This is a genomic window from Azospirillum sp. UENF 111221, assembly GCF_058780625.1.
On sequence record NZ_JBSNCH010000002.1, the window covers coordinates 448,060 to 471,110 of the forward strand.

General features: G+C 70.3%; 20 protein-coding genes, 1 pseudogene and 1 riboswitch. Of the genes and pseudogenes, 13 read left to right on the forward strand and 8 right to left on the reverse strand.

Annotated elements, in window-relative coordinates:
• Nucleotides 1–105: 105 nt before the first annotated feature.
• The 6 genes from ACWPN3_RS06660 to ACWPN3_RS06685 all read right to left on the reverse strand — a co-directional run bounded on the left by ACWPN3_RS06660 (nucleotide 106) and on the right by ACWPN3_RS06685 (nucleotide 6,783).
• Complete coding sequence (locus tag ACWPN3_RS06660) at nucleotides 106–1,518, reverse strand: sigma-54 interaction domain-containing protein (RefSeq protein ID WP_247873269.1); 1,413 nt, start codon at nucleotides 1,516–1,518, stop codon at nucleotides 106–108.
• 405 nt (nucleotides 1,519–1,923) lie between these two features.
• A complete protein-coding gene (locus ACWPN3_RS06665) occupies nucleotides 1,924–2,898 on the reverse strand; it encodes a branched-chain amino acid ABC transporter permease (RefSeq protein WP_492243891.1) in 975 nt (324 codons plus the stop codon).
• Nucleotides 2,899–2,901: 3 nt separating this feature from the next.
• Nucleotides 2,902–3,789, reverse strand: a complete 888-nt coding sequence (locus ACWPN3_RS06670) for a branched-chain amino acid ABC transporter permease (protein ID WP_492243890.1) — start codon at nucleotides 3,787–3,789, stop codon at nucleotides 2,902–2,904.
• 129 nt (nucleotides 3,790–3,918) lie between these two features.
• Nucleotides 3,919–5,127: an ABC transporter substrate-binding protein gene (locus tag ACWPN3_RS06675; protein WP_492261184.1), complete on the reverse strand. Its 1,209-nt coding sequence runs from the start codon at nucleotides 5,125–5,127 to the stop codon at nucleotides 3,919–3,921.
• Between the two features lie 163 nt (nucleotides 5,128–5,290).
• Entirely contained in the window at nucleotides 5,291–5,983 is a 693-nt protein-coding gene (locus tag ACWPN3_RS06680; protein ID WP_492261185.1) for an ABC transporter ATP-binding protein, read from the reverse strand.
• A gap of 23 nt (nucleotides 5,984–6,006) precedes the next feature.
• Entirely contained in the window at nucleotides 6,007–6,783 is a 777-nt protein-coding gene (locus ACWPN3_RS06685) for an ABC transporter ATP-binding protein (RefSeq protein WP_492243889.1), read from the reverse strand.
• 318 nt (nucleotides 6,784–7,101) lie between these two features.
• Nucleotides 7,102–7,332, forward strand: a riboswitch (cobalamin riboswitch).
• A 45-nt stretch (nucleotides 7,333–7,377) separates the two neighbouring features.
• Between ACWPN3_RS06685 and ACWPN3_RS06690 the strand changes: the two genes are divergently transcribed.
• The 8 genes and pseudogenes from ACWPN3_RS06690 to cobJ all read left to right on the forward strand — a co-directional run bounded on the left by ACWPN3_RS06690 (nucleotide 7,378) and on the right by cobJ (nucleotide 16,408).
• Nucleotides 7,378–7,563 (forward strand): CbtB domain-containing protein, encoded by a 186-nt coding sequence (locus ACWPN3_RS06690; RefSeq protein ID WP_492243888.1) that lies wholly within the window; start codon nucleotides 7,378–7,380, stop codon nucleotides 7,561–7,563.
• A 10-nt stretch (nucleotides 7,564–7,573) separates the two neighbouring features.
• Entirely contained in the window at nucleotides 7,574–8,353 is a 780-nt protein-coding gene (locus tag ACWPN3_RS06695) for a CbtA family protein (RefSeq protein WP_492243887.1), read from the forward strand.
• A gap of 13 nt (nucleotides 8,354–8,366) precedes the next feature.
• Nucleotides 8,367–9,429: pseudogene (cobW, locus tag ACWPN3_RS06700) on the forward strand (cobalamin biosynthesis protein CobW).
• A gap of 87 nt (nucleotides 9,430–9,516) precedes the next feature.
• Nucleotides 9,517–12,921 (forward strand): cobaltochelatase subunit CobN, encoded by a 3,405-nt coding sequence (gene cobN, locus ACWPN3_RS06705; protein WP_492261186.1) that lies wholly within the window; start codon nucleotides 9,517–9,519, stop codon nucleotides 12,919–12,921.
• Nucleotides 12,918–14,258, forward strand: a complete 1,341-nt coding sequence (gene cobG, locus ACWPN3_RS06710) for a precorrin-3B synthase (protein ID WP_492261187.1) — start codon at nucleotides 12,918–12,920, stop codon at nucleotides 14,256–14,258. The genes cobN and cobG overlap by 4 nt, the downstream gene beginning before the upstream one ends.
• Entirely contained in the window at nucleotides 14,251–14,889 is a 639-nt protein-coding gene (locus ACWPN3_RS06715) for a precorrin-8X methylmutase (RefSeq protein ID WP_109448255.1), read from the forward strand. The genes cobG and ACWPN3_RS06715 overlap by 8 nt, the downstream gene beginning before the upstream one ends.
• A complete protein-coding gene (locus tag ACWPN3_RS06720; protein WP_492243882.1) occupies nucleotides 14,886–15,638 on the forward strand; it encodes a precorrin-2 C(20)-methyltransferase in 753 nt (250 codons plus the stop codon). Before ACWPN3_RS06715 ends, ACWPN3_RS06720 begins: the two co-directional genes overlap by 4 nt.
• A complete protein-coding gene (gene cobJ / locus ACWPN3_RS06725) occupies nucleotides 15,635–16,408 on the forward strand; it encodes a precorrin-3B C(17)-methyltransferase (RefSeq protein ID WP_492243881.1) in 774 nt (257 codons plus the stop codon). Before ACWPN3_RS06720 ends, cobJ begins: the two co-directional genes overlap by 4 nt.
• Nucleotides 16,409–16,533: 125 nt before the next feature.
• Here the strand turns inward: cobJ and ACWPN3_RS06730 are convergent, their stop codons facing one another.
• Complete coding sequence (locus tag ACWPN3_RS06730) at nucleotides 16,534–17,328, reverse strand: cobalt-precorrin-6A reductase (RefSeq protein ID WP_492243880.1); 795 nt, start codon at nucleotides 17,326–17,328, stop codon at nucleotides 16,534–16,536.
• Here ACWPN3_RS06730 and cbiE point away from each other — a divergent pair.
• From cbiE to cobM, 3 genes are read left to right on the forward strand one after another with little or no spacing between them, the layout of a single operon-like run.
• On the forward strand, nucleotides 17,327–18,595 hold the full coding sequence (gene cbiE / locus ACWPN3_RS06735) for a precorrin-6y C5,15-methyltransferase (decarboxylating) subunit CbiE (protein ID WP_109450693.1): 1,269 nt from the start codon (nucleotides 17,327–17,329) through the stop codon (nucleotides 18,593–18,595). The two genes, ACWPN3_RS06730 and cbiE, sit on opposite strands and share 2 nt — an antisense overlap.
• Nucleotides 18,583–19,026, forward strand: a complete 444-nt coding sequence (locus ACWPN3_RS06740) for a cobalamin biosynthesis protein (RefSeq protein ID WP_109450691.1) — start codon at nucleotides 18,583–18,585, stop codon at nucleotides 19,024–19,026. The genes cbiE and ACWPN3_RS06740 overlap by 13 nt, the downstream gene beginning before the upstream one ends.
• Nucleotides 19,023–19,808, forward strand: coding sequence for a precorrin-4 C(11)-methyltransferase (cobM, locus tag ACWPN3_RS06745; protein ID WP_109450689.1), 786 nt, complete (start codon nucleotides 19,023–19,025; stop codon nucleotides 19,806–19,808). Before ACWPN3_RS06740 ends, cobM begins: the two co-directional genes overlap by 4 nt.
• On the opposite strand, the gene ACWPN3_RS06750 is transcribed toward cobM, so the two are convergent.
• On the reverse strand, nucleotides 19,763–20,944 hold the full coding sequence (locus ACWPN3_RS06750; protein WP_109450687.1) for a cobalt-precorrin-5B (C(1))-methyltransferase: 1,182 nt from the start codon (nucleotides 20,942–20,944) through the stop codon (nucleotides 19,763–19,765). The two genes, cobM and ACWPN3_RS06750, sit on opposite strands and share 46 nt — an antisense overlap.
• Between ACWPN3_RS06750 and cobA the strand changes: the two genes are divergently transcribed.
• Nucleotides 20,943–21,743 (forward strand): uroporphyrinogen-III C-methyltransferase, encoded by an 801-nt coding sequence (gene cobA / locus ACWPN3_RS06755; protein WP_492243879.1) that lies wholly within the window; start codon nucleotides 20,943–20,945, stop codon nucleotides 21,741–21,743. The genes ACWPN3_RS06750 and cobA overlap by 2 nt on opposite strands.
• Nucleotides 21,736–23,049 carry a cobyrinic acid a,c-diamide synthase CobB gene (locus ACWPN3_RS06760; RefSeq protein WP_492243878.1) on the forward strand — a complete coding sequence of 438 codons (1,314 nt, stop codon included), beginning with the start codon at nucleotides 21,736–21,738 and terminating at the stop codon, nucleotides 23,047–23,049. Before cobA ends, ACWPN3_RS06760 begins: the two co-directional genes overlap by 8 nt.
• Nucleotides 23,050–23,051: the final 2 nt, after the last annotated feature.

The following is a 23,051-nucleotide window of genomic DNA, read 5'->3' on the forward strand; positions in this document are numbered from 1 at the left end:
CCCTCCCGCAAACCTTTGCGGGACGATCCTGCCAGCCGCTAGACAGCACGTCAATGAAACAGCATTCCGCAGTACGAAATTTACTGTGCCCCGCCTGTGCCTGCGCTACTGGGTCGCCCCCAGCCCCAGCGTCACCATGCGTTCGTACAGCGACGCGCGCGAAATGCCCAGCAGCTTCGCCGCCCGCGCCTTGACCCCGTTGGCCTCCTCCAGCGCCGCGGCGATGGCGTGGCGCTCGGCGGCGTGCAGAACCTCCTGCAACGGCCGCGCTCCGGCCGCCAGCGGCAGGGCCGACGCGCCGGCCGGATGCTGGCCGGGCAGCACGCTGCGGATGTGCGGTGCCGTCAGGATCGGCGCGTCGGTCAGCGCCACCACCCGCTCCAGCGTGTTGTAAAGCTCGCGCACATTGCCGGGCCAGTCATAGTCGCGCAGCACCTGCACCGCCGATTCCAGCAGTTCGCGCGGCGGCGTGCCCTGCTGGATCGCCAGCTGTTCCAGGATGCGGTCGGCGATGCTCTCGATGTCTTCCGGCCGGTCGCGCAGGGGCGGCAGGGTGATCGGCACCACGTTCAGCCGGTAATAGAGGTCGGCGCGGAACTGCTTCTCGCGCACCAGGGCATGCAGGTCGCGGCTGGTGGCGGCGATGATGCGCACATCGACCCGCACCACCTTGTTGGAGCCGAGCGGCTCGATCTCCCGCTCCTGCAACACGCGCAGAAGCTTGGCCTGCACCGGCAGCGGCATGTCGCCGATCTCGTCGAGGAACAGGGTGCCGCCGTTGGCGAGCTGGAACTTGCCGTCGCGGTGACGGCGGTCGGCGCCGGTGAAGGCGCCGGGGGCGACGCCGAAGAACTCCGCCTCCAGCAGGGTTTCCGGAATGGCGGCGACATTGACTCCGACGAAGGGCTTGGACGCCCGCGGGCTGGCCGAATGGATGGCCTGGGCCAGCAGCTCCTTGCCGGTCCCGGTCTCGCCCAGCAACAGGACGGTCGAATCCATCTGGGCGGCGCGGCGGCCCAGCCGCTTGATCTCACGGATCGATTCGCTGGCGCCCAGGAACTGCGAGAAGGAGTATTTGGCGCGGCGTTCATGCGCCAGCTCCTGCTGGGTGCGGGCCAACTCCTCCTGCATCTTCTCGTATTTGCGGACCAGCGGGCGGAGATATTCGGCGCGGTCGAACAGCACGAAGCCGATGGCGCCGATGATCGAGCCGTCGGTGCCGAACAGCGGCATCCGCGTCACCACGAAGGACCGGTCGTCGAACTCCATGATGTCCAGCGGCTGCGGCTGGCCGCTGTCGATCACCCGGCGCAGCTGGCTGTTGGGGATGACGTCCTCCACCTGCCGACCGCGCGGATCGCCGGGAACGCCCAGCAGCGCCTTGTACTTCTCGTCCATCCAGGCGATGCGGCCGGCGTGATCGACGGCGACGGCGCCGACGCACATGGATTCCAGATGCTCGAACAGGGAGTGGACCGCCCGCTGGCGCAGCGCTTCGAAATCCACGGTGTCGCCCACGTCACCCTCCCAAACGGGACCGATCTTCGTCGTCCCGGTGTCGAGGCCCCTTGCGATGCCCGCTTTGGGGTCTGCTGCGTTGCAGCGCAATTTGCCAACAATATCAGAGGTCAACATAGTAGCCCATCCGTCGGATTAAAGGGAAGGCGCACAGGATCGGGCGGGTGCGCGCGGTCATCCGCACCCGTTCATCAGACCAGACCTTTATGGAACGCCTCGCGGGCGCGCTTTTTAAAAAGGCAACCCGGACCTGTTCTCTACATCCTCCGCCATACCCCTTCGCGATTTCCGGATTTTCAACTCACGCGCGTGAGAGTCGGGTGAGGGGATGAGGAAAAAGAGGGGGACCTTTCGGTCCCCCCTGGGGGAGTTCTGTCAGGAGTTCCGCGGAAACGGCCCGCGGGGTCAGTGCCCCCGCTTCGGCAGGCGGGCCAGCAGCTCGCCGACGATGCCGCGGCGGAAGACCAGCACGCAGACGACGAAGATGCAGCCGATCACCACCGGCACCGGCAGGCTGGTGGAGGCGAGGTAGCTTTCCAGCGTCACCACCAGCCCGGCACCCACCACCGGTCCGAACAGCGTGCCCATGCCGCCCAGCAGCGTCATCAGCACCACCTCGCCCGACATCTGCCACGTCACGTCGGTCAGGCTGGCGAGCTGGAACACCAAAGCCTTGGTGCCGCCGGCAAGCCCTGCCAGCGAGGCCGACAGCACGAAGGCCACCAGCTTGTAGCGGTCGGTGCGGTAGCCGAGCGACACCGCGCGCGGCTCGTTCTCGCGGATCGCCTTCAACACCTGGCCGAAGGGCGAATGCACCGTGCGCCAGATCAGGGCGAAGCCGGCGACGAAGATCGCCAGCACGGTGTAGTACATGGTCAGCGGCTGGCTGAGGTCGAACAGCCCGAACAGGGTGCCGCGCGGCACGCCCTGGATGCCGTCCTCGCCGTGGGTGAAGGGAAGCTGGAGCGCCAGGAAGAACACCATCTGGCTCAGCGCCAGCGTGATCATGGCGAAATAGATGCCCTGGCGGCGGATGGCGATCAGGCCGAAGACCAGCCCCATCAGCCCGGCCACCGCGGTGGCGGCGATCAGCCCGAACTCCGGCGCCCAGCCCCAGACCTTCACCGTGTGGGCGGCGATGTAGGCCGCCCCGCCGAAGAAGGCGGCATGGCCGAAGCTCAGCAAGCCGGCGAAGCCGATCAGCAGGTTGAAGGCGCAGGCGAACAGCGCGAAGCACAGCACCTTCATCAGGAAGACGGGATAGAGCACGAAGGGGGCTACGACGGCGACCAGCAGCAGGACGGCGGCGATGATCGCCGTTCCGGCGCCGCGGGCGGGGCCGCGCAGGGCGACAGGGGTGGAATTGCTGGCGACGCTCATGGATCAGCGCTCCCGTCCGAAGAGGCCCGCGGGCTTGATGAGAAGAACGATCGCCATCACGACGAACACGACGATGTTGGAGGCTTCCGGGTAGAAGACCTTGGTCAGCCCCTCCAGCAGCCCCAGCCCCAGGCCGGTGACGATGGCGCCCAGGATCGAGCCCATGCCGCCGATCACCACAACGGCGAAGACGATGATGATCAGGTTGGTCCCCATCAGCGGCGACACCTGATAGATGGGTGCGGCCAGCACGCCGGCCAGCCCGGCCAGCGCCACGCCGAAGCCGTAGGTCAGCGACACCATCACCGGCACGTTGATGCCGAAGGCCTGCACCAGCGTCGGGTTCTCCGTCGCCGCGCGCAGATAGGCCCCCAGCTTCGTCCGCTCGATGGCGAACCAGGTGCCGAAGCAGACGGTGAGGGAGGCGACGACGACCCAGGCGCGGTAGTTGGGCAGGAACATGAAGCCCAGATTCTGCCCGCCCTTCAGCGCGTCGGGAATCGGATAGGGCTGGCCCGACACGCCGTACTGGTGGCGGAACGCCCCCTCCAGGATCAGCGCCAGACCGAAGGTGAGCAGCAGGCCATAGAGGTGGTCGAGCTTGTAGAGCCGCGACAGCATCGACTTTTCCAGCACGATGCCGAGCAGCCCGACCACCAGCGGCGCCACGACAAGCGCCCCCCAGTAGCCGATCCCGGCATAGGTCAGCAGCAGCCACGCCACGAAGGCGCCGACCATGTAGAGCGCGCCATGGGCGAAGTTGATGACGTTCAACATGCCGAAGATCACCGCCAGCCCAAGGCTGAGCAGCGCATAGAAGGAACCATTGATCAGTCCGAGCAGAAGCTGCCCGAACAACACTTGGGGCGGAACACCCAGCAGGCTGAACATCTCCGCGTCTCTCCCGGTTCGTGGTTGTTGTTCTTGTTTTGGATTGGATGGTCGTCGATTGCCGTCCTCCGGCCCCGCCAACGGGCGGGCGGGACCGGAGGACGGCTCAACGCCTCACTTCACCGCCCCTCACTTCACCAGCGTACAGCCGCTCTGCTTGGGGTCCATGAAGGCGGTGTCGGCCGGGATGGTCTTGACGATCTTGTAATAGTCCCAGGCCCCCTTCAACTCGGCGGGGGTCTTCACCTGGGCCAGATACATGTCGTGGAACATGCGGCCGTTGGCGGCGATCTTGCCCTTCTTGGCGAACATGTCCTCGACCGGCAGTTCGCGCATCGTGGCGGCGACCTTGTCGGCATCGTCGGTCTTCGCCGCCTCGACCGCCTTCAGGTAGTGCTTCACCGCCGAATAGACGCCGGCCTGCACCATGGTCGGCTTCTTGCCGGCCTTGGCTTCGAACTTTTTCGACCACTCGCGGGTCTGCTCGTCCGCGTCCCAGTAGAAGCCAGTGGTCAGCATCAGCCCCTGCGCCGATTGCAGGCCCAGCGCATGCACGTCGGAGATGAACATCAGCAGGCCGGCCAGGCTCTGGCCCGACTGGGTGATGCCGAACTCCGCGGCCTGCTTGACCGCGTTGACGGTGTCGCCGCCGGCATTCGCCAGACCGATGACGTCGGCGCCGGACCCTTGCGCCTGCAACAGGAAGGACGAGAAGTCCGAGGTGCCGAGCGGATGGCGCACCGAGCCGGAGATGGTGCCGCCGAGCGACTTCACCATCTTGGTGGTCTCCTCTTCCAGCGACTGGCCGAAGGCATAGTCGGCGGTCACGAAGAACCACTTCTTCTTGCCCTGCTCATAGAGGGCTCGGCCGGTGCCGGCGGCCATGGCGTAGTTGTCGTAGGTCCACTGGAAGCCGTAGGGGCTGCACTGCGCACCGCTCAGCGCGGTGGCGCCCGGACCGGACATCAGGAAGATGCGCTTCTTGTCCTTGGTGATGCCCTGCACCGCCAGGGCGGCGGCGGAGTTCGGCACGTCGGCGATGACGTCGACGCCGCCGGTGTCGACCCACTCGCGCGCCTTCGACGCGGCGATGTCGGCCTTGTTCTGGTGATCGGCGACGACGATCTCGACGGGCGCGCCGGCGACCTTGTTGCCGAACTCCTCCGCCGCCATCCGCGCGGCGATGGCGGAGCCTTCGCCGGCCAGATCGGCGTAGATGCCGGAACGGTCGTTCAGCACGCCGATGCGGATGACGTTGTCCGACACCTGGGCGGCAGCCGGAACGACTGTCCCGGCGAGCGTCAGCAGGGCGGTGCCGGCGAGAAGAAGCGTGCGCATCAGAAGGTCTCTCCCTCTTGGTTTTTGTTGTCGGCCGGGTCCCGTCGCGGGTCCCTCTGCCGTGCCTGGAGCAGGCAATCGGGCATGGAACCGGCGGTTCGCCGCCCTGCCCTTCGATGGGGTCGGGGCGGCGTTCGCGCCGGTGATGTCGGGGCTGGAGCGCCTACACGCCGAGATAGGTGTGCAGCTTGTCCATGTTGGCGTGGAGCTGGTCGTTGGGGATCATGTCGACCACATGGCCTTCCTCCATCACGTAATGGCGGTCGGCGATGGTGGCGGCGAAGCGGAAGTTCTGCTCGACCAGCACGATGGTGAAACCGCGTGCCTTGAGCGCCCGCACCGCGACACCGATCTGCTCGATGATGACCGGGGCCAGGCCCTCGGTCGGCTCGTCCAGCAGGATCAGGGTGGCGCCGGTGCGCAGGATGCGGGCAATCGCCAGCATCTGCTGCTCGCCGCCCGACAGGCGCGTCCCCTGGGTCGAGCCGCGGCCCTTCAGGTTGGGGAACAGCTCATGGATCTGCGGGACCGTCATCCCGCCCTCCTTGACCACCGGCGGCAGCGTCAGGTTCTCGTCGACGCTGAGGCTGGAGAAGATGCCGCGCTCCTCCGGCACATAGCCGATGCCGAGCCGCGGGATTTTGTGCTGGGCCATGCCGATCAGCTCGGTGCCCTGGAAGCGGATCGAGCCGGTGCGCTTGCCCATGATGCCCATGATGGCGCGCATGGTCGAGGTCTTGCCGGCGCCGTTGCGGCCCAGCAGCGTCACCACCTCGCCTTGCCGCACCTCCAGGCTGACGCCGTGCAGCACATGGCTCTCGCCGTAGAAGCCGTGCAGGTCGGCGATCTCCAGCATGGCGGTCTCTGGTGTTCATCCCGTCAGGCATGTCCGGTCCCCCCCGTGCCCATATATGCTTCCATCACCTGCGGGTTCTTCGAGACGACCTCGTAGGGCCCCTCCGCCAGGATCTCGCCGCGGCGCAGAACGGTGATGGTGTCCGACAGGTGGGCAACGACCGACAGATTGTGCTCCACCATCAGAACGGTGCGGTCGGCGGCGACGCGCTTGATCAGGGCGGCAGTGCCCTCGATGTCCTCATGGCCCATGCCGGCCAGCGGCTCGTCGAGCAGCATCACCTCCGGGTCGAGCGCCAGCGTGGTGGCGATCTCCAGGGCGCGCTTGCGGCCATAGGGCAGCTCGGCCGCCAGATGGCCGGCCCAGGGGGTGAGGTTCACCGCCTCGATCAGCTCCAGCGCCCGGTTGTGCAGGTCGTAGAGCGAGGATTCGGACTTCCAGAAATGGAAGCTGGTGCCGAGCGGGCGCTGGAGTGCCACCCGGACATTCTCCAGCACGCTGAGATGCGGGAAGACGGCCGAGATCTGGAAGGAGCGGACCAGACCCATCAGGGCGATGTCGGCCGGCTTGGTGCGGGTGATGTCGCGGCCCTTGTAGAGGATCTGGCCGCGGGTGGGGGTGAGGAACTTGGTCAGCAGGTTGAACACCGTGCTCTTGCCGGCGCCGTTCGGGCCGATCAGCGCGTGGATGGTGCCGCGGCGAACCTGCAGGTTCACGTCGCGAACCGCCACGAACCCCTTGAACTCCTTTGTCAGGTTGCGCGCTTCCAGGATGATGTCGTCGTTCGGTGCGGCGTTCATCGGTCGCGAATTCTCCTCCCGTTCGTCCTTATGTCCCGGGCATATGCCCGGCGGCCGCCGTGCGGCGGGACGTTTCACCGATTGTTGTACGCACGAAGCGTGCCAGATACGGGGTCGCTTCGGCCGGGCCGCCGGCCCCTTTGTTTCTCCGCGGGTTTCGGTTCGGTGTCCTCCCTCTGACCGACACCCCTGCGTCGGAAAGTGTCGGATCCCTGGACACTCTGTCCACAAAACATGACAGCATCCAAAGTGTCGGCATGCAAGATCGTCCGTGTGGCAGACGCCTTATTGCGGGCTTGCCAAACGGGCTCGGCACTGCGATGGTGGCCGTCCGACGGTGCCCTGCCCGTCCTGACGGGCGGCGGGGATAATAGGGAATGCGGTACGGACCTTCCCGGGTTTCCCGGAAGCGCCAAAGCCGTGGCTGCCCCCGCAACTGTGAGCGGCGAGCGTCCCGTCCATCATGCCACTGGCCCTCCGCGGCCGGGAAGGCGGACGGCGATGCGACGACCCGCGAGCCAGGAAACCTGCCGGCGGACACACAGAACCTTTTCCAACCCCGCCGGGTGTGGCGGGAGAACAAGGATGTTTTCGATGACCGCCCGTTCGATGAACGCCGCCAGCACCGCGACCCGCAGCGCCGCCCAGACCGCGGTCGCCGCCTTCGCCGCGATCCTGCTCGGCAGCTTCCTGCTGTATGGCGTCGGCTTCGCCCAGCCGCAGCAGATCCACGATGCGGCGCACGACGCCCGTCACTCCTTCGCGTTCCCCTGCCACTAAGCAGCGGGTCATGGAACTGATCCGGCGGCTGTTCACAGCCGCTTTGGTCGCGGGCGTGCTCTCCGGCACGGCCGCTTCCGTCGTTCAGCAGGCGACGACCGTCCCGCTGATCCTCGAAGCCGAGAAATACGAGGTGGTGACCCCGCCTCCCGCAACCGCGCCAGCCCCGAATGCGGCTCCGGCCGCCAGCCAGGCCGAAGGCCACCAGCATGGCCCCGTGCGCGAGGTCGGCGAAGGTGTGCCGGTCACGCTGGACGAGGCGATGCAGCGCATCGGCCTGACCATCGCCGCCAACCTGATCGCCGGCGTCGCCTATGCGCTGCTGCTGGGGGCGGCGATCCTGCTGGCCGGACGGCCGGTTGATGCCCGCCGCGGGCTGGTCTGGGGCATGGGCGGCTTCGTCGCCGTGTCGCTGGCCCCGTCCTTCGGTCTGGCCCCGGAACTGCCGGGCATGGCCGGGGCCGAGCTGGAGCTGCGTCAGCTCTGGTGGCTGTCCGCCGCGGCCGGGGCCGGCGTCGGCATCGCCGCCCTCGCCTTCGCCCGCAACCGTCTGGTCATCGCCGTCGCCGTTCTGGCCGCAGCGCTGCCCCATCTGATCGGTGCCCCCCATCCGGAAAGCGCCGAGGGTGCCGTTCCCCCGGAACTGGCCGCCCGCTTCGTCGCCGCCTCGCTGGGCTCCGCCGCCCTGTTCTGGGCGATCCTGGGCTCCGTCTGCGGCTGGCTGATGAGCGGCGTGGTCGAACCGGCCGAACGGCACCCGGCCCTGCGGGTTCAGCCCGGCGCGCGTTAAGGAGGCGAAGTTCATGTCCGCTCTTGCGAAAACGGCCGCCGGCAAGGTTCCTGCGACCGTCATCACCGGCTTCCTCGGCGCCGGCAAAACCACGCTGATCCGCGGCCTGCTGGAAAAGGCCGACGGCCGCCGGCTGGCGCTGATCATCAACGAGTTCGGCGATGTCGGCATCGACGGCGACATCCTGCGCGCCTGCGGCAACCCGACCTGCACCGAAGACGACGTGATCGAGCTGGCGAACGGCTGCCTGTGCTGCACCGTCGCCGACGATTTCGTCCCGGCCATCGAGAAGCTGCTGGCCCGGCCGGAGCCGCCCGAGCACATCGTGATCGAGACCAGCGGCCTCGCTTTGCCCAAGCCGCTGGTCCAGGCCTTCCACTGGCCGGCGATCAAGACCCGCGTCACCGTCGACGGCGTGATCGCCGTGGTGGACGCCGCCGCCGCCGCGGAGGGCCGCTTCGCCCCCGATCCCGCGGCGCTGGAGGCCCAGCGCGACGCCGCCGGCACCGTCGATCACGAGACGCCGATCGAGGAGGTGTTCGAGGACCAGCTGCTCTGCGCCGACCTGATCGTCGTCAACAAGAACCGACCTGCTGGCCGACGGCGATCTCGCCCGCGTCGAGGACCTGATCCGCGGCGCCCTCGCGCACACGGTCGGCCGCGACGCCAAGCTGGTCCGCGCCTCCCAGGGCGCGGTCGATCCGCTGGTCCTGCTCGGTGTCGGTGCGGCGGTGGAAGACGATCTCGCCAACCGTCCCAGCCACCATGACGACGAAGAGGGCCACGACCACGACGACTTCACCAGCTTCGTGGTGGAGCTGCCGGCGCAGCCCGATCCGGCCGCCCTGGCGATGACGCTGGAAAAGGTCGCCGGCCTGCATGGCGTTCTGCGCCTGAAGGGCTTCATCGACGTGCCGGCCAAGCCGATGCGCCTGCTGGTCCAGGGTGTGGGCACCCGCATCCAGACCCATTACGACCGCCTGTGGAAGCCGGGCGAGGAGCGCCGCAGCCGTCTGGTGGTGATTGGGGAGACCGGGCTGGACCGCGATGCGGTGACACGGGCGATTGCCGGTTAAGAGTTAGAGTAGTGCGGCGTCCGCCCCCTCCTTGACCTTCGCCGTTTCCGAGGGGGGGAGGGGGCAGTCGCCCCTGGACATCAAACCATGCACCTGCTTGCCGCCCGCCAGGACGAACTGGACGCCGGCCCCCAGGCGGAAGACCTGGGGCAGACGCCGGCCGACCTCGTCATGCTGTCCTTTTCCGACAGCGACCTGACCGCGCTCGCCGCCGCATGGCGGGCGGGCCGCGAGTGGCTGCCCAGCCTCCGCCTCGCCAACCTCAACCGGCTCGGCCATCCGCTGTCGGTCGATCTCTACGCCGACACCGTCGTCGCCAAGGCCAAGCTGGTGGTTCTGCGCCTGCTGGGCGGCAGCGGTTACTGGCGCTATGGTCTCGACCGCCTGTCCGCCCTCTGCCGCGAGCGCGGCATCCCGCTCGCCGTCCTGTCCGGAGAGGCGCAGCCCGACCCAAACCTGGCCGCCTACGGCACCGTTCCGCCGGACACCGCCGACCGGCTGTGGCGCTACTTCACCGAGGGCGGCCCGGCCAACATGACCCATCTGCTGGCCTGCGCCGCGACGCTGGCCGGCACGCCGCTGCCCCACGAAAACTCGGCTCCCGTCCCGCGCTTTGGCGCATACGACGGTTGGACCGGCCCCGCAGCCGCCCCCCTGGCTGCCGACTCCCCGGTCGCGGCGGTGGTGTTCTACCGCTCCCATCTGCTGGCCGGCGACCTCGCCCCGGTCCATGCCCTGTGCGACACGCTGGCCGCCCGCGGCCTCGCCCCCCGGCCGCTGTTCGTCGCCAGCCTGAAGGAACCGGACTGCGCCGCCTGGATGCGGGCCAGCCTGATTGCGCAGAACGCCGCCGTCGTCGTCAACACCACCGCCTTCTCGGCGGCGCGCGAGGACGGTTCGCCGCTGGAGGCCAACGGCACGCCGGTGCTGCAAGCCATTCTCGCCACCACGCCGGAAGCCGGCTGGCAGGCGTCCTCGCGCGGGCTGGCGCCGTCCGACCTCGCGATGAACGTCGTGCTGCCGGAGATGGACGGCCGCATCATCGCCCGCGCCATCGCCTTCAAGACAGCGGGGGATCCCGACCCCGATCTGCAATTCGCCGCACCGGCCCTGCGGCCGATCCCCGACCGCGTCGCCTTCACCGCCGACCTCGCGGCCAGTTGGGTCCGCCTGTTCCGCACCCCACGGGCGGAGCGGCGGGTCGCGCTGGTGCTGTCCGACTATCCCGGCCCCGGCGGCGGCATCGGCCATGCCGTCGGCCTCGACAGCCCGGCCAGCACCGTGGCGATGCTCCAGCGCCTGTCCGCCGAGGGATACGGACTGTCCGCCATTCCGGACAGCGCCGCCACGCTGATGGAGTCCCTCACCGGCCCACCCACCGCGACCCTGCCGCTCGCCGACTATCTGCGCTTGGCCCCGCCGAGCTTGCGCGCCCGCATTGCCGAGACCTGGGGCGAGCCCGCCGCCGACCCGGCCTGCCGCGACGGCGCCTTCGCCTTCCGCACCCTGCCCTGCGGCAATGCCGTGGTGGCGGTGCAGCCCAGCCGCGGCCACGGGCCCCTGACCACCGCCCAGCATCACGACCCCGACACCCCGCCCAGCCACGGCTATCTCGCCTTCCATTTGTGGCTGCGCCATGCCGTCGGCATCGATGCGCTGGTGCAGATCGGCGCCCATGGCACGCTGGAGTGGCTGCCCGGCAAGGCGGTGGCGCTGTCGGCAGAGTGCTGGCCGGAAATCGTCGGCGGCGCCCTGCCGACCCTCTATCCCTTCATCGTCAACAACCCCGGCGAGGGGGTGCAGGCCCGCCGCCGGCTGGGCGCCGTGCTGATCGGCCATTTGACTCCGCCGCCGGTGGAATCCGGCCTCTACGGCGACCTCGCCGCGCTGGAAACCGCCATCGACGAATATTCGCAGGCGACCGGCCTCGACCCGCGGCGGCTGGGCATGCTGCGCGAGACCATTCTCGACCTCGCCTGGAAATCCGGCATCGCCGCCGATTGCAATTTGCGGCCCGACGACGATCCCGACGCCATCCTGTCGCGGCTGGACGCCCATCTCTGCGACATCAAGGAACTGCAAATCCGCGACGGCCTGCATGTCTTCGGCCACAGCCCGGCCGGCGAGCGCCGCGACCGGCTGACCGCCGCTGTCGCACGGAGCGCCGATCCGGCCATGGTCGCCACGGCGGTCGATGCCTGCGGCGAGGCGGAGATGCGGGCTCTGCTCGACGGGCTGGACGGCCGCTTCGTCCGCCCCGGGCCCGGCGGATCGCCGGCGCGCGGGCGGGCGGACACGCTGCCGACCGGCCGCAACCTCTATGCGCTCGACCCGCGCGGGGTGCCGACGCCGACCGCCTGGACTCTCGGCTGGCAGGCGGCGGATGCGCTGATCACCCGCTATCTTCAGGACCATGGCGACTGGCCGCGCCGGCTGGTGGTCGATTGCTGGGGCACGCCCGCCATGCGCACCGGCGGCGACGAGCTGGCCCAGGCGCTGGCCCTGCTCGGCGTCCGCCCGATTTGGGAGAACGGCTCCGGCCGCGTCACCGGCTACGAGATCATGCCGGCCGGCGTGCTGGGCCGACCGCGGGTCGATGTGACGCTGCGCATCTCCGGCCTGTTCCGCGATGTCTTCCCGCAGCAGATCGCCCTGTTCGATCAGGCGGTGCGCGCCGTCGCCGGGCTGGACGAACCCGACGACACCAACCCGCTGGCCGCCACCGCCAGAGCCGAGGAACAGCGCCTCGCCAGCGCCGGCACGGCCGCGGAGGACGCCCGCCGCTGGGCCACCGCCCGCATCTTCGGTGCCGCTCCCGGCATCTACGGCACGGCGCTGTCCGGCATGATCGCGCGCGGCGACTGGACCGCGCGGGCCGATTTCGGCGCCGCCTATCTGGAGGGCGGCTGCCACGCCTATGGCGCCGGGCTGGAGGGGGTTCCGCTGCCGGCCTTGTTCCGCCGCCGGGTTGGCGGTGCCGACGCCCTGGTCCACCATCAGGACCAGCGCGAGCACGACGTGCTGTCCACCGACGGTTTCATGCAGTTCGAGGGCGGCTTCGCCGCCGCGGCCGCGCTGGAGGACTCCGAGCCGGCGCTCTACCATCTCGACAGCGCCGATCCGGACAGGCTCGCCATCCGTACCCTGGCGGAGGAGATCGCCCGCACCCTGCGCGGCCGGGCGGCCAACCCGCGCTGGATCCAGGGCATGATGCGCCATGGCTATCGCGGCGCCGCGGAACTGGCGGCGAGCGTCGATACCCTGTTCGCCTTCGCCGCCACCACCGATGCCGTACGTCCCGCCCATTTCGACCAGCTGTTCGACGCGTACGTCGAGGATTCGCAGGTGTGGGACTTCCTGTCACAGGACAACCCTGCCGCTGCCCGGCACATTCTGGCGCGCATGAGCGAGGCGCTCGACCGCGGCCTGTGGCATCCCCGCCGCAACTCCACCGCGGAGGATCTGCAGCGCCTCCGGGAGAGCGCCGCATGACGAACCCTGCCACCATCCAGCCGCGGCGCCGCGGCGCCTGCCCCGGCGTGCTGGCGCCGATGCAGGTCGGCGACGGGCTGCTGCTGCGCGTCCGCGTTCCGGCCGGCGTGCTGCCGGCCGATCATGCCCGCCAGATCGCGGAGTTGGGAAGTCGTTACGGCAACGGTCTGATCGACCTCAGCCAGCGGGGCAACCTGCAACTGCGCGGCATCGCCGCCGATGGGCTGGAGCCGGTGACCGACACCCTGCGCGGCATGGGACACGTCTCCGGCGATGCGGCGAGCGAAGCGGTCCGCAACGTGCTGTGCTCCCCCACCGCCGGACTGGATCCCACAGCGGCGATGGACGTATGGGCGGCGGCGCGTACGCTGGATGCCCGGCTGGCGGAGGATGCCGCTCTGCACCGCCTGCCGCCGAAGTTCGGCTGGCTGGTTTGCGGCGGCGGCATCGGCCATCTGGCGGACAGCAGCACGGACGTACGCTTCGACGCGGTGGATGGCGAACGGTTCCGGGTGTCCTTGGGCGGGACGCTGGCGAAGGCGGCGCCGCTGGGGCTTTGCCGGGCGGACGACGTTGCGGATGTGGCGTCGGTGCTCGGGCGTGCCTTTCTCGAGTTGCGCGCGACACTGCCGGAGCCGCCACGCCGCATGGCGGGTCTGGTCGCGGCGATTGGCACTGATGAAATCGGCAAACGCCTCTCCCGCCTGATTTCTCCTCTCCCCCCCGGGGAGAGGATCAAGGTGAGGGGGACGCACCTCATGGATGTCTTCGGCGATGCCGAACCCCCTCATCCTAACCTTCTCCCCAGGGAGGAGAAGGAATCCCGCGTTGGGGAGGCGCCATCCTTCCTCACCACCGCCTTCCCCTTCGGCCGCCTCACCGCCACCACCCTCGCCGCCCTCGCCTCCGCCTGCGCCGAGATCCGCATCACCCCCTGGCGCGCTCTCATCCTCGTCGCCCCCTCCAAGGACGCCGAAGCCGTCGCCCACACCCACGGCGCCATCCTGTCCCACACCGACCGCCGGCTGAAGCTGACCGCTTGCAGCGGGGCTGGCGGCTGCGATGTCGGCACCACCGACACACATGCGGCGGCGCTCGCCATCGCCGAGCGCGCAGGCCCCTTGCTGGACCCCGTGCGAATGGTGCATGTGTCGGGCTGCGCCAAGGGCTGCGCCCATCCCGCCATCGCCGATGTCACCCTGACCGCCCGCGACGGGGTGTATGACGTCGCCCTGAACGCAAAAGCCGGTGACGCTTCCCCGTACACCGGCCTGTCCCCCGCCGACGCCGTGGCCCGCGTCGCGGATCTGTTGACCGAGGAGTCCACCGGTGCCTGAGCCGCTCTATGACTATATCCGCGACGGAGCGGCCATCTACCGCCAGTCCTTCGCCACCATCCGGGCGGAGGCCGACCTGACCGCCATTCCCGACGACCTCAAGCCGGTCGCGGTGCGCGTCATCCACGCCTGCGGCATGGTCGATGCGGCCCAGGACCTGCTGTTCTCCACCGATGTCGGCAGTGCCACCCGTGCCGCCCTGCGCGCCGGCGCCCCCATCCTCTGCGACAGCGAAATGGTCGCCCATGGCGTGACCCGCGCCCGCCTGCCGGCCGGCAACGCCGTGGTCTGTACGCTCCGCGACGCCGCCGTGCCCGATCTGGCGAAGACCATCGGCAATACCCGCTCCGCCGCGGCACTCGACCTGTGGGGCGACCGGCTCGGCGGATCGGTCGTCGCCATCGGCAATGCGCCGACCGCCCTGTTCTACCTGCTGGAGATGCTGGCGGCCGGCGCGCCGAAACCGGCGGCGATCCTCGGATTTCCCGTCGGCTTCGTCGGGGCGATGGAAAGCAAGGAGGCGCTGGCGGAAAACCCCTTCGGCGTGCCTTATCTGGCGATCCGCGGCCGGCGCGGCGGCAGTGCCATGGCCGCCGCCGCCGTCAACGCGCTGGCGAGCGACGTCGAATGAGCGACGATATCTTCTTCCCCAATCTCCTTCCGGGCACCCTGTTCGGTGTCGGCGTCGGTCCCGGCGACCCGGAGCTGATGACCTTGAAGGCGGTGCGCACCATCGGCGCCTGCCCGGTCGTCGCCTATTTCTGCAAGCGCGGCACCCGTGGCCAGGCCCGCCGCATCGCCGATCAGGCGATCAGGCCCGACCAGATCGAATTGCCGATGGTCTATCCGGTGACGGTGGAGCTGCCGCCGACCCACCCGGACTACGGTCGCCAGATCGAAGCCTTCTTCGATGAGTCCGCCGAGCGCATCGCCGAGCATCTCGCCGCCGGCCGTTCGGTCGCAGCGCTGAACGAGGGAGACCCGTTCTTCTACGGCTCCTTCATGCACCTGTTCCTGCGGCTGTCCGGCCGTTTCAAGGCGGAGGTGGTTCCCGGCGTCACCAGCATGGTGTGCAGCGCCTCGCTGCTGCCGCGCCCGCTGATGCTGCGCGACGACGTGCTGTCGGTGATCCCCGGCACGCTGGACGAGGCGGCGCTGGTCCGCGCGCTCACCGCCGCCGATGCCTGCGTGGTGATGAAGCTGGGCCAGAACCTGCCCAAGGTCCGCCGCGCCATCGCCGCCGCCGGACTGGCCGAGCGGGCCTGGTATGTCGAGCGCGCCAGCATGGACGAACAGCGCTTCATGCCCTTCCTGGAGGCGCCGGACGTCGCCCCCTACTTCTCCCAGATCGTCATTCCGGGCGAGGGCAAGCGCGGATGAGCGGCCCGGTGAACAATGGCTGGTTGAAAGTTGTTGGACTGGGTCCGGGCCCCGATGACTGGCTGACGCCGGAAGCCCGGCGCGATCTGGCCGAGGCGACCGACCTTGTCGGCTATTTCCCTTATGTCGATCGCGTGCCGCCGGGCGATCAGGTGCGCCACGCCTCCGACAACCGGGTGGAGCTGGACCGCGCCCGCTTCGCGCTCGATCTGGCGGCGCAGGGCCGGCGGGTGGCGGTGGTGTCGGGCGGCGATCCCGGCATCTTCGCCATGGCCGCCGCCATCTTCGAGGCGCTGGACGATCCCGACGCTCCCGAGGCGTGGCGCGCGGTGCCTCTCTCGGTCGATCCCGGCGTTTCCGCCATGCAGGCCGCCGCGGCGCGGGCCGGCGCGCCGCTCGGCCATGATTTCTGCGCCATCTCGCTGTCCGACAATCTGAAGCCGTGGGAGGTGGTGCTGCGGCGCCTGCGTCTGGCGGCGGAGGCGGATTTCGTCATCGCGCTCTACAACCCGATCTCCAAGGCCCGGCCCTGGCAGCTGGGCGCCGCCTTCGACGCCCTGCGCGACATCCGCGCGCCAGAGACGCCCATCGTGCTGGGCCGCGCCGTCGGCCGCCCCGACGAGGAGCTGACGGTGACGACGCTGGGCGAGGTGCGGGCCGAGCAGGCCGACATGCGCACGCTGGTCATCATCGGTGCCTCGCACACGCGGTTCGTGGCGCGTGCGGATGGTGGGCGCTGGGTCTACACCCCCCGGCATTACCGGGGGTGAGGATGGGCGTGACGGCATTGCGGGCAGGGATGCCCGCGACCTACCCGCCGCGAGTAACCCTCTCTCCCCCGGGGAGAGGGCTGGGTGAGGGGGACGCGCGGCATGATTTCCCGAAAATCCTCGCCTCACATCCCCTCCAGCCACCCCACAGCGTCCTCCACGTCGTGCAGCTCGGCGACACCGTTTCCGGCCGGCCGCTCCACCATCACCACCGGCAGGCCGAGCCGGCGCGCGGCCTCCAGCTTGGAGTCGGTGGCGCGTCCGCCGCTGTTCTTGCTGACGACCACCTCCACCCCCTCCCCCCGCATCAGCGCCAGTTCGCTCTCGACGGTGAACGGCCCGCGGTCGAGGATCAGGCTCATGCGCGGCAGGGCCGGCATCGGATCGGGCGGGTCGACGGCACGGATCAGGTAGCGCTTGTCCGGCATTGCCTCGAAGGCCGCGACCTCCTGCCGGCCGATGGTCAGGAACACGGTGTCGCCCAGGCCGCGCAAAGCCAGCGCCGCGGCCGCCATGTCCGTCACGCCGATCCAGCGGTCGCCCGGCCCCGTTACCCAGGCCGGACGGGTCAGGAGGCGCAGCGGCACGCCGGCCCGCGCGCAGGCCACGGCGGCATTGGCGGAGATCTGCGCCGCGAAAGGGTGGGTCGCGTCGATCACAGCCTCTATGCCCTCGGCGCGCAGATAACCGGCCAGCCCCTCCACCCCGCCGAAGCCGCCGATGCGGGTCGGCAGCGGCGGCAGCACCGGGTTCTTCGTGCGACCGGCCAGCGAGACGCAGGCGTCGATGCGCGGATGGCCGGCCAGCCGTTTGGCCAGCGCCGTCGCCTCCGTCGTGCCGCCCAGGATCAGTATTTTGACCGTCAGCGCCTTGACCATCTCCCCCTCCCCACCCGTCAGGATCGGCGCCATGGATAGCATGGGAACGACCCGCTGGCTCACCATCGTCGGCATCGGCGAGGATGGCTGGGACGGTTTGTCGCCCGCCGCCCGCGCCGCGGTGGAGAGTGCGGCCATCCTCCATGGCGGCAGTCGTCACCTCGATCTCGTGCCGGTCGTTGCGGGACAGGAACGGCTGGCCTGGCCGTCGCCGATGACCGATGCCTTCCCTGGCCTGCTCAGCATGCGCGGCCAGCGGGTCTGCGTGCTGGCGAGCGGCGATCCGTCCTGGTACGGCGTCGGCGCCACCCTGTCGCGACTCGTTCCGGCTGCGGAAATGACGTTGATTCCGGCGGCCTCCGCCTTCAGCCTCGCCGCATCCCGGCTGGGCTGGCCCTTGCAGGACTGCCGCTGCCTGACCGTTCACGGCCGCCCGCTGGAGCAGGTCGTTCCGCATCTGCAACCCAACGCCAAGCTGCTGCTTCTTTCCTGGGACGGAACGACCCCGGCGAAGCTGGCCGCCCTGCTGCGCGCCCGCGGCTTCGGCGCCTCGCGCCTGATGGTTCTGGAGGCGATGGGCGGCCCGCGCGAGGCCCGGCTGGAGGCCACCGCCGACGGCTGGACCGCCGAGCGCACCGCCGATCTCAACACCATCGCGCTCGACTGCGTCGCCGCCCCCGATGCCCGCATCCTGCCGCTGGCCCCCGGCCTGCCCGACGACTGGTTCGAGCATGACGGCCAGATCACCAAGCGCGAGGTGCGCGCCGTCACCCTGTCCTTCCTCGCGCCCCGCCGCGGGGAACTGCTGTGGGACGTTGGCGCCGGGTCGGGCTCGATCGGCATCGAATGGATGCTGCGCGACCCGGCCAACCGAGCCATCGCCGTCGAACACCACCCGGAGCGGATTGCCCGCATCCTGACCAACGCCGCCACCTTCGGCGTGCCCGGCCTGACGCTGGCACGCGGCAAGGCCCCGGCTACACTGGAGGGTCTGGAGCGGCCGGACGCCATCTTCATCGGCGGCGGGCTGACCGCGGATGGCCTGCTGGCCGCCTGCTGGGACGCCCTGCCCTCCGGCGGCCGGATCGCCGCCAATGCAGTGACGCTGGAAAGCGAGGCCGTGCTGTTCGACGCCCACAAACGGCTGGGCGGCGAGCTGACCCAGATTTCGGTGGCCCGCGCCTCGGCGGTCGGCGGCTTCCGCGGCTGGCGCGCATCGATGCCGGTGACGCTGTGGCGGGCCGAAAAGCCTTGTGCAGAAAAACCTTGCGCAGAAAAGCCGTACCGGGAGGACACATGGACCGCCTGACTCCCGACGCCCTGCTGTTCGGTCCCGTCTTTGTCGGGCTGGGCTGCCGCCGCGGCTGCGGTTGGGAGGAGATCGCCACTCTGGTCGCCGACGCCTTCGACGAAGCGGCGCTGCCCGATGCCGCGCGCCAGTTGGCGGCGCTGGCAGCCCCGGCGATGAAGGCCGACGAGGCAGGGTTGGCCGAAGCCGCCCGCGCGCTCGGCCTGCCGCTGCGCTTCATCGAGGAGGACGCGATGCTGGCGGCACAGGACCGTGTCCACACCCGCTCCTCCACCGTGCTGGCCGCGGTCGGGCTGGCCTCGGTGGCAGAAGCCGCGGCACTGGCCGCCGCCGGGCCGGGATCGCGCCTGCTGCTGCCGCGCCGCTCCACCCCCCGCGCCACCGTGGCGCTCGCCCTGCCTGCCATCGTCCTGTCGGAGACCCGTTCATGACCGTCCATTTCATCGGTGCCGGACCGGGCGCTCCCGACCTGCTGACGCTCCGCGGCCGCGACCTGATCGCCCGCTGCCCGGTCTGCCTCTATGCCGGCTCCCTGGTCCCGAAGGAGATCATTGCCCACGCACCGGCCGATGCGCGCATCATCGACACCGCGCCCTTGACGCTGGAAGAGATCGTCGCCGAGTTCCAGGCCGCCCATGCCGCCGGCCAGGATGTGGCACGGCTGCATTCCGGCGACCTGTCGGTCTACAGCGCCTTGGGCGAGCAGACCCGCGCGCTGCGGGAGCTGGGCATCCCCTACAGCATCACCCCCGGCGTGCCGGCCTTCGCCGCCGCATCGGCCGCGCTGGGGCGGGAGCTGACCCTGCCGGAGGTCAGCCAAACACTGATCCTGACCCGCACCGAGGGCCGCGCCTCGGCGATGCCGGCGAACGAGACGCTGGAGGTGCTGGGCGCCTCAGGCGCCACGCTGGCGGTCCACCTGTCGATCCACGTCATCGACCGGGTGGTGGAGCGGCTGACCCCGCTCTACGGCGCCGACTGCCCGGCGGCGGTGGTCTACCGCGCCACCTGGCCGGACGAGCGGGTGCTGCGCGGCACGCTGGCCGACATCGCCGCCCAGGTCGCCGCCTCACCGATGGAACGCACCGCGCTGATCCTGGTCGGCCCGGCGCTGGGCCATGAGGAGTTCCGCTGCAGCGCGCTCTATGACGGTAGCCATGTGAGGCGCTATCGGGGGCTGGGCCAGGAGTTGGGCCAGGAGTTGGGGGAGTGAGCCTCGCCGACGATGCGCCCCTGGCGGTCGGTGACCAGCACCTCGACCGCGACCGGCGCATCCTCCAGCACCTCCTGCGCGGCGCGGCGCGCCAGCTCGGCCACATGGTCGGCCAGCGGCAGACCGGCGGCGTCCGCCATGCCCAGCACCTGCGCCGCGGTGTTGGCGCCGCGCGCCTGCGCGACCAGCTCCGGCCCGGCTCCAAGATCCGCCAGCCGGTCGGCCAGCCAGTCGAAATCGACAGCATGGCGCTTGCTGTGCAAATCCATCAGCCCGCGCGCCAGCTTGCCGAACTTGGCGAAGCCGCCGCACAGCGTCAGGCGCGGAATCGGGTGCCGGCGCAGATACTTCAGCGTGCCGCCGACGAAATCGCCCATGTCGAGCAGAGCCTGCTCCGGCAGGCCATAGCGCGCCACCACCGCCTTTTCCGACAGGTCGCCGGTGCAGGCCGCGACATGGGGCAGCCCGGCCGCCCGCGCCACATCGACGCCGCGCTGAATCGAGGCGATCCATGCCGCGCAGGAATAGGGCACGACGATCCCCGTGGTTCCCAGGATCGACAGCCCGCCGAGAATGCCGAGCCGCCCGTTCATGGTGCGCTTGGCAAGCTGCTCGCCATTCTCCACCCCGACCTCGACCACCAGATCGGCCGGCTGGCCGGCGGCGCCCGCCGCCTCCCCCACCGCCTGAGCGATCATGCGGCGCGGCACCGGGTTGATCGCCGGCTCGCCGACCGGCAGCGGCAGGCCGGGCAAGGTCACGGTGCCGACGCCGGGACCGGCGCGGAAAGTCACGCCGCTGCAGGGCGCACCGCGCCACACCCGCGCCCGCACCAGCGCGCCATGGGTCACGTCGGGATCGTCGCCGGCATCCTTGATTATGCCGGCCATGGCCCAGGGTTCGCCCGGGGAGCCGTCCGTCCCCTCCCCCCGTTCGGTCACGGCCAGGGCGAAGGCCGGGGCCTGGCCGCCGGGCAGGGTCACCGTCACCGGGTCGGGGAACTCCCCGCCGAACAGGGCATCCGCCGCCGCCCGCGCCGCGGCGGTGGCGCAGGTTCCCGTCGTCCAGCCGCGGCGCAAGGGTGTAGCATCCTCCGCACCGCCTTCCGTCTTCTCCGACCCTGAGTCCGCGTTCATGTCGTTTGAGTCGTCCATTCCCGAAAGCGTCCTGGTTCCCTTCGCCCCCGGCAGCGTCTGGCTGGCCGGCTCCGGCCCCGGCGACCCCGGCCTGTTGACCCTGCTGGCCCTGCAAGGTCTAAGGCAAGCCGATGTCATCGTCCATGACGCGCTCGTCAACGAACGGATCATGGCGCTCGCCAGCCCATCGGCAAGGCTGGAGTTCGCCGGAAAGCGCGGCGGCCGGCCCTCCGCCCATCAGGACGACATCACCAACCGCCTGATCGAGCTGGCGAAGGAGGGGCACCGCGTCCTGCGGCTGAAAGGCGGCGACCCCTTCGTCTTCGGCCGCGGCGGCGAGGAGGCGCAGGCGCTGGCGGCTGAGCGCATCCCCTTCCGCATCGTCCCCGGCATCACGTCGGGCATCGCCGGCCCGGCCTATGCCGGCATCCCGGCGACCCACCGCGACACCAACCAGGCGGTGATCCTGGCGACCGGCCATTCGCTGGGCGGCGGGCCGGATTGGCGGGCGCTGGCCGCCACCAAGGCGCCGCTGATCCTCTATATGGGGTGGAAGGCGCTGCCGACCATCGCGGCGGAGCTGATGGCCGGCGGCCTGTCCGCCGACACCCCCGTCGGCGTGGTGACGGAGGCGACGACCGCCAACCAGAAGAGCCTCGTCACCAGCCTCGGCACCTGCGTCGCCGATCTGGCGGCGAGCGGGCTGGAGCCGCCGGCCATCATCGTGATCGGCGAGGTGGTACGGCTGCACCCGGCGCTGGACTGGCTGCCGGCCCAGACGGCGCTGCACCATGGCTAATGGCCTGATCATCGCGGCACCGGCCTCGGGCACCGGCAAGACGACGTTGACACTCGGCCTGCTGGCGGCGCTCCGCGCCCGCGGCGTGGCGGTGGGGGCGGTGAAGTCGGGGCCGGACTACATCGACCCGGCCTTCCACCGCGCCGCCACCGGCCGGCCCAGCGTCAATCTCGACAGCTGGGCGATGGGGCCGGATTTGCTGGACGGGCTGGCCGCCCGTGCCGCCGAGGGCGCCGATCTGCTGGTCTGCGAAGCGCTGATGGGCCTGTTCGACGGCGTTGCCGGCGTCGGGGCCACCGGCACCGGCTCGACGGCGGAGATCGCAGCGCGCACCGGCTGGCCGGTGCTGCTGGTGGTGAACGCCAAAGGCCAGTCGCAGTCGGCCGCCGCCTTGGTCAAGGGCTTCGCCACCTACCGCGACGACGTGACCATCGGCGGCGTCGTGCTGAACAATGTCGGCAGTCCGCGCCACACAGCACTGGCCGGCGGCGCCGTCGAGGCGCTGGGCATCCCGGTCCTGGGCTCCCTGCCGCGCGCGCCGGATCTCAGCCTGCCCGAGCGCCATCTCGGGCTCGTCCAGGCTGACGAGACGGAGGGGCTGTCCGACCGGTTGGAGGCACTCGGCCGCTTCATCGCCGAGCATGTCGACATCGACCGTGTCGTTGCGCTCGCCAAGCCGTCCATAGCCGGGCGCGGCAGCGATGCCCCTGCCCTGCCGCCGCCGGGCCAGCGCATCGCCATCGCGCGGGATGCCGCTTTCACCTTCGTCTATCCCCACCTGACCGCCGGCTGGCAGGCGGCGGGCGCGGAACTGCTCTTCTTCTCGCCGCTGGCCGATGAGGCGCCGCCGCCGGACGCGGACGCCGTCTATCTGCCCGGCGGCTATCCGGAGCTGCATGCCGGCCGCCTCGCCGCCAACACCATCTTCCGCGACGGCCTGCGCGCGGCAGCGGAGCGGGTGCCGGTCTATGGCGAATGCGGCGGCTACATGGTGATGGGCGAAACGCTGGAGGATGCCGATGGCGTCACCCACAAGATGACCGGGCTGCTGGGGGTGCGCACCTCCTTCGCCAAGCGGCGGCTGCATCTGGGCTATCGCCGGGCGTCGCTGCTGGCCGACGGACCGCTGGGAGAGGCAGGATCGCTGCTGATGGGGCATGAGTTCCATTACGCCTCCACCCTGTCCCGCGGCGACGACGCGCCGCTGCTCGCCGCGACGGCGGCGGACGGCAGCGACCTGGGCGCGCTCGGCAGCCGGCGCGGGCGGGCGTTGGGCTCCTTCGTCCATCTGATCGCGCGGGGGTGACG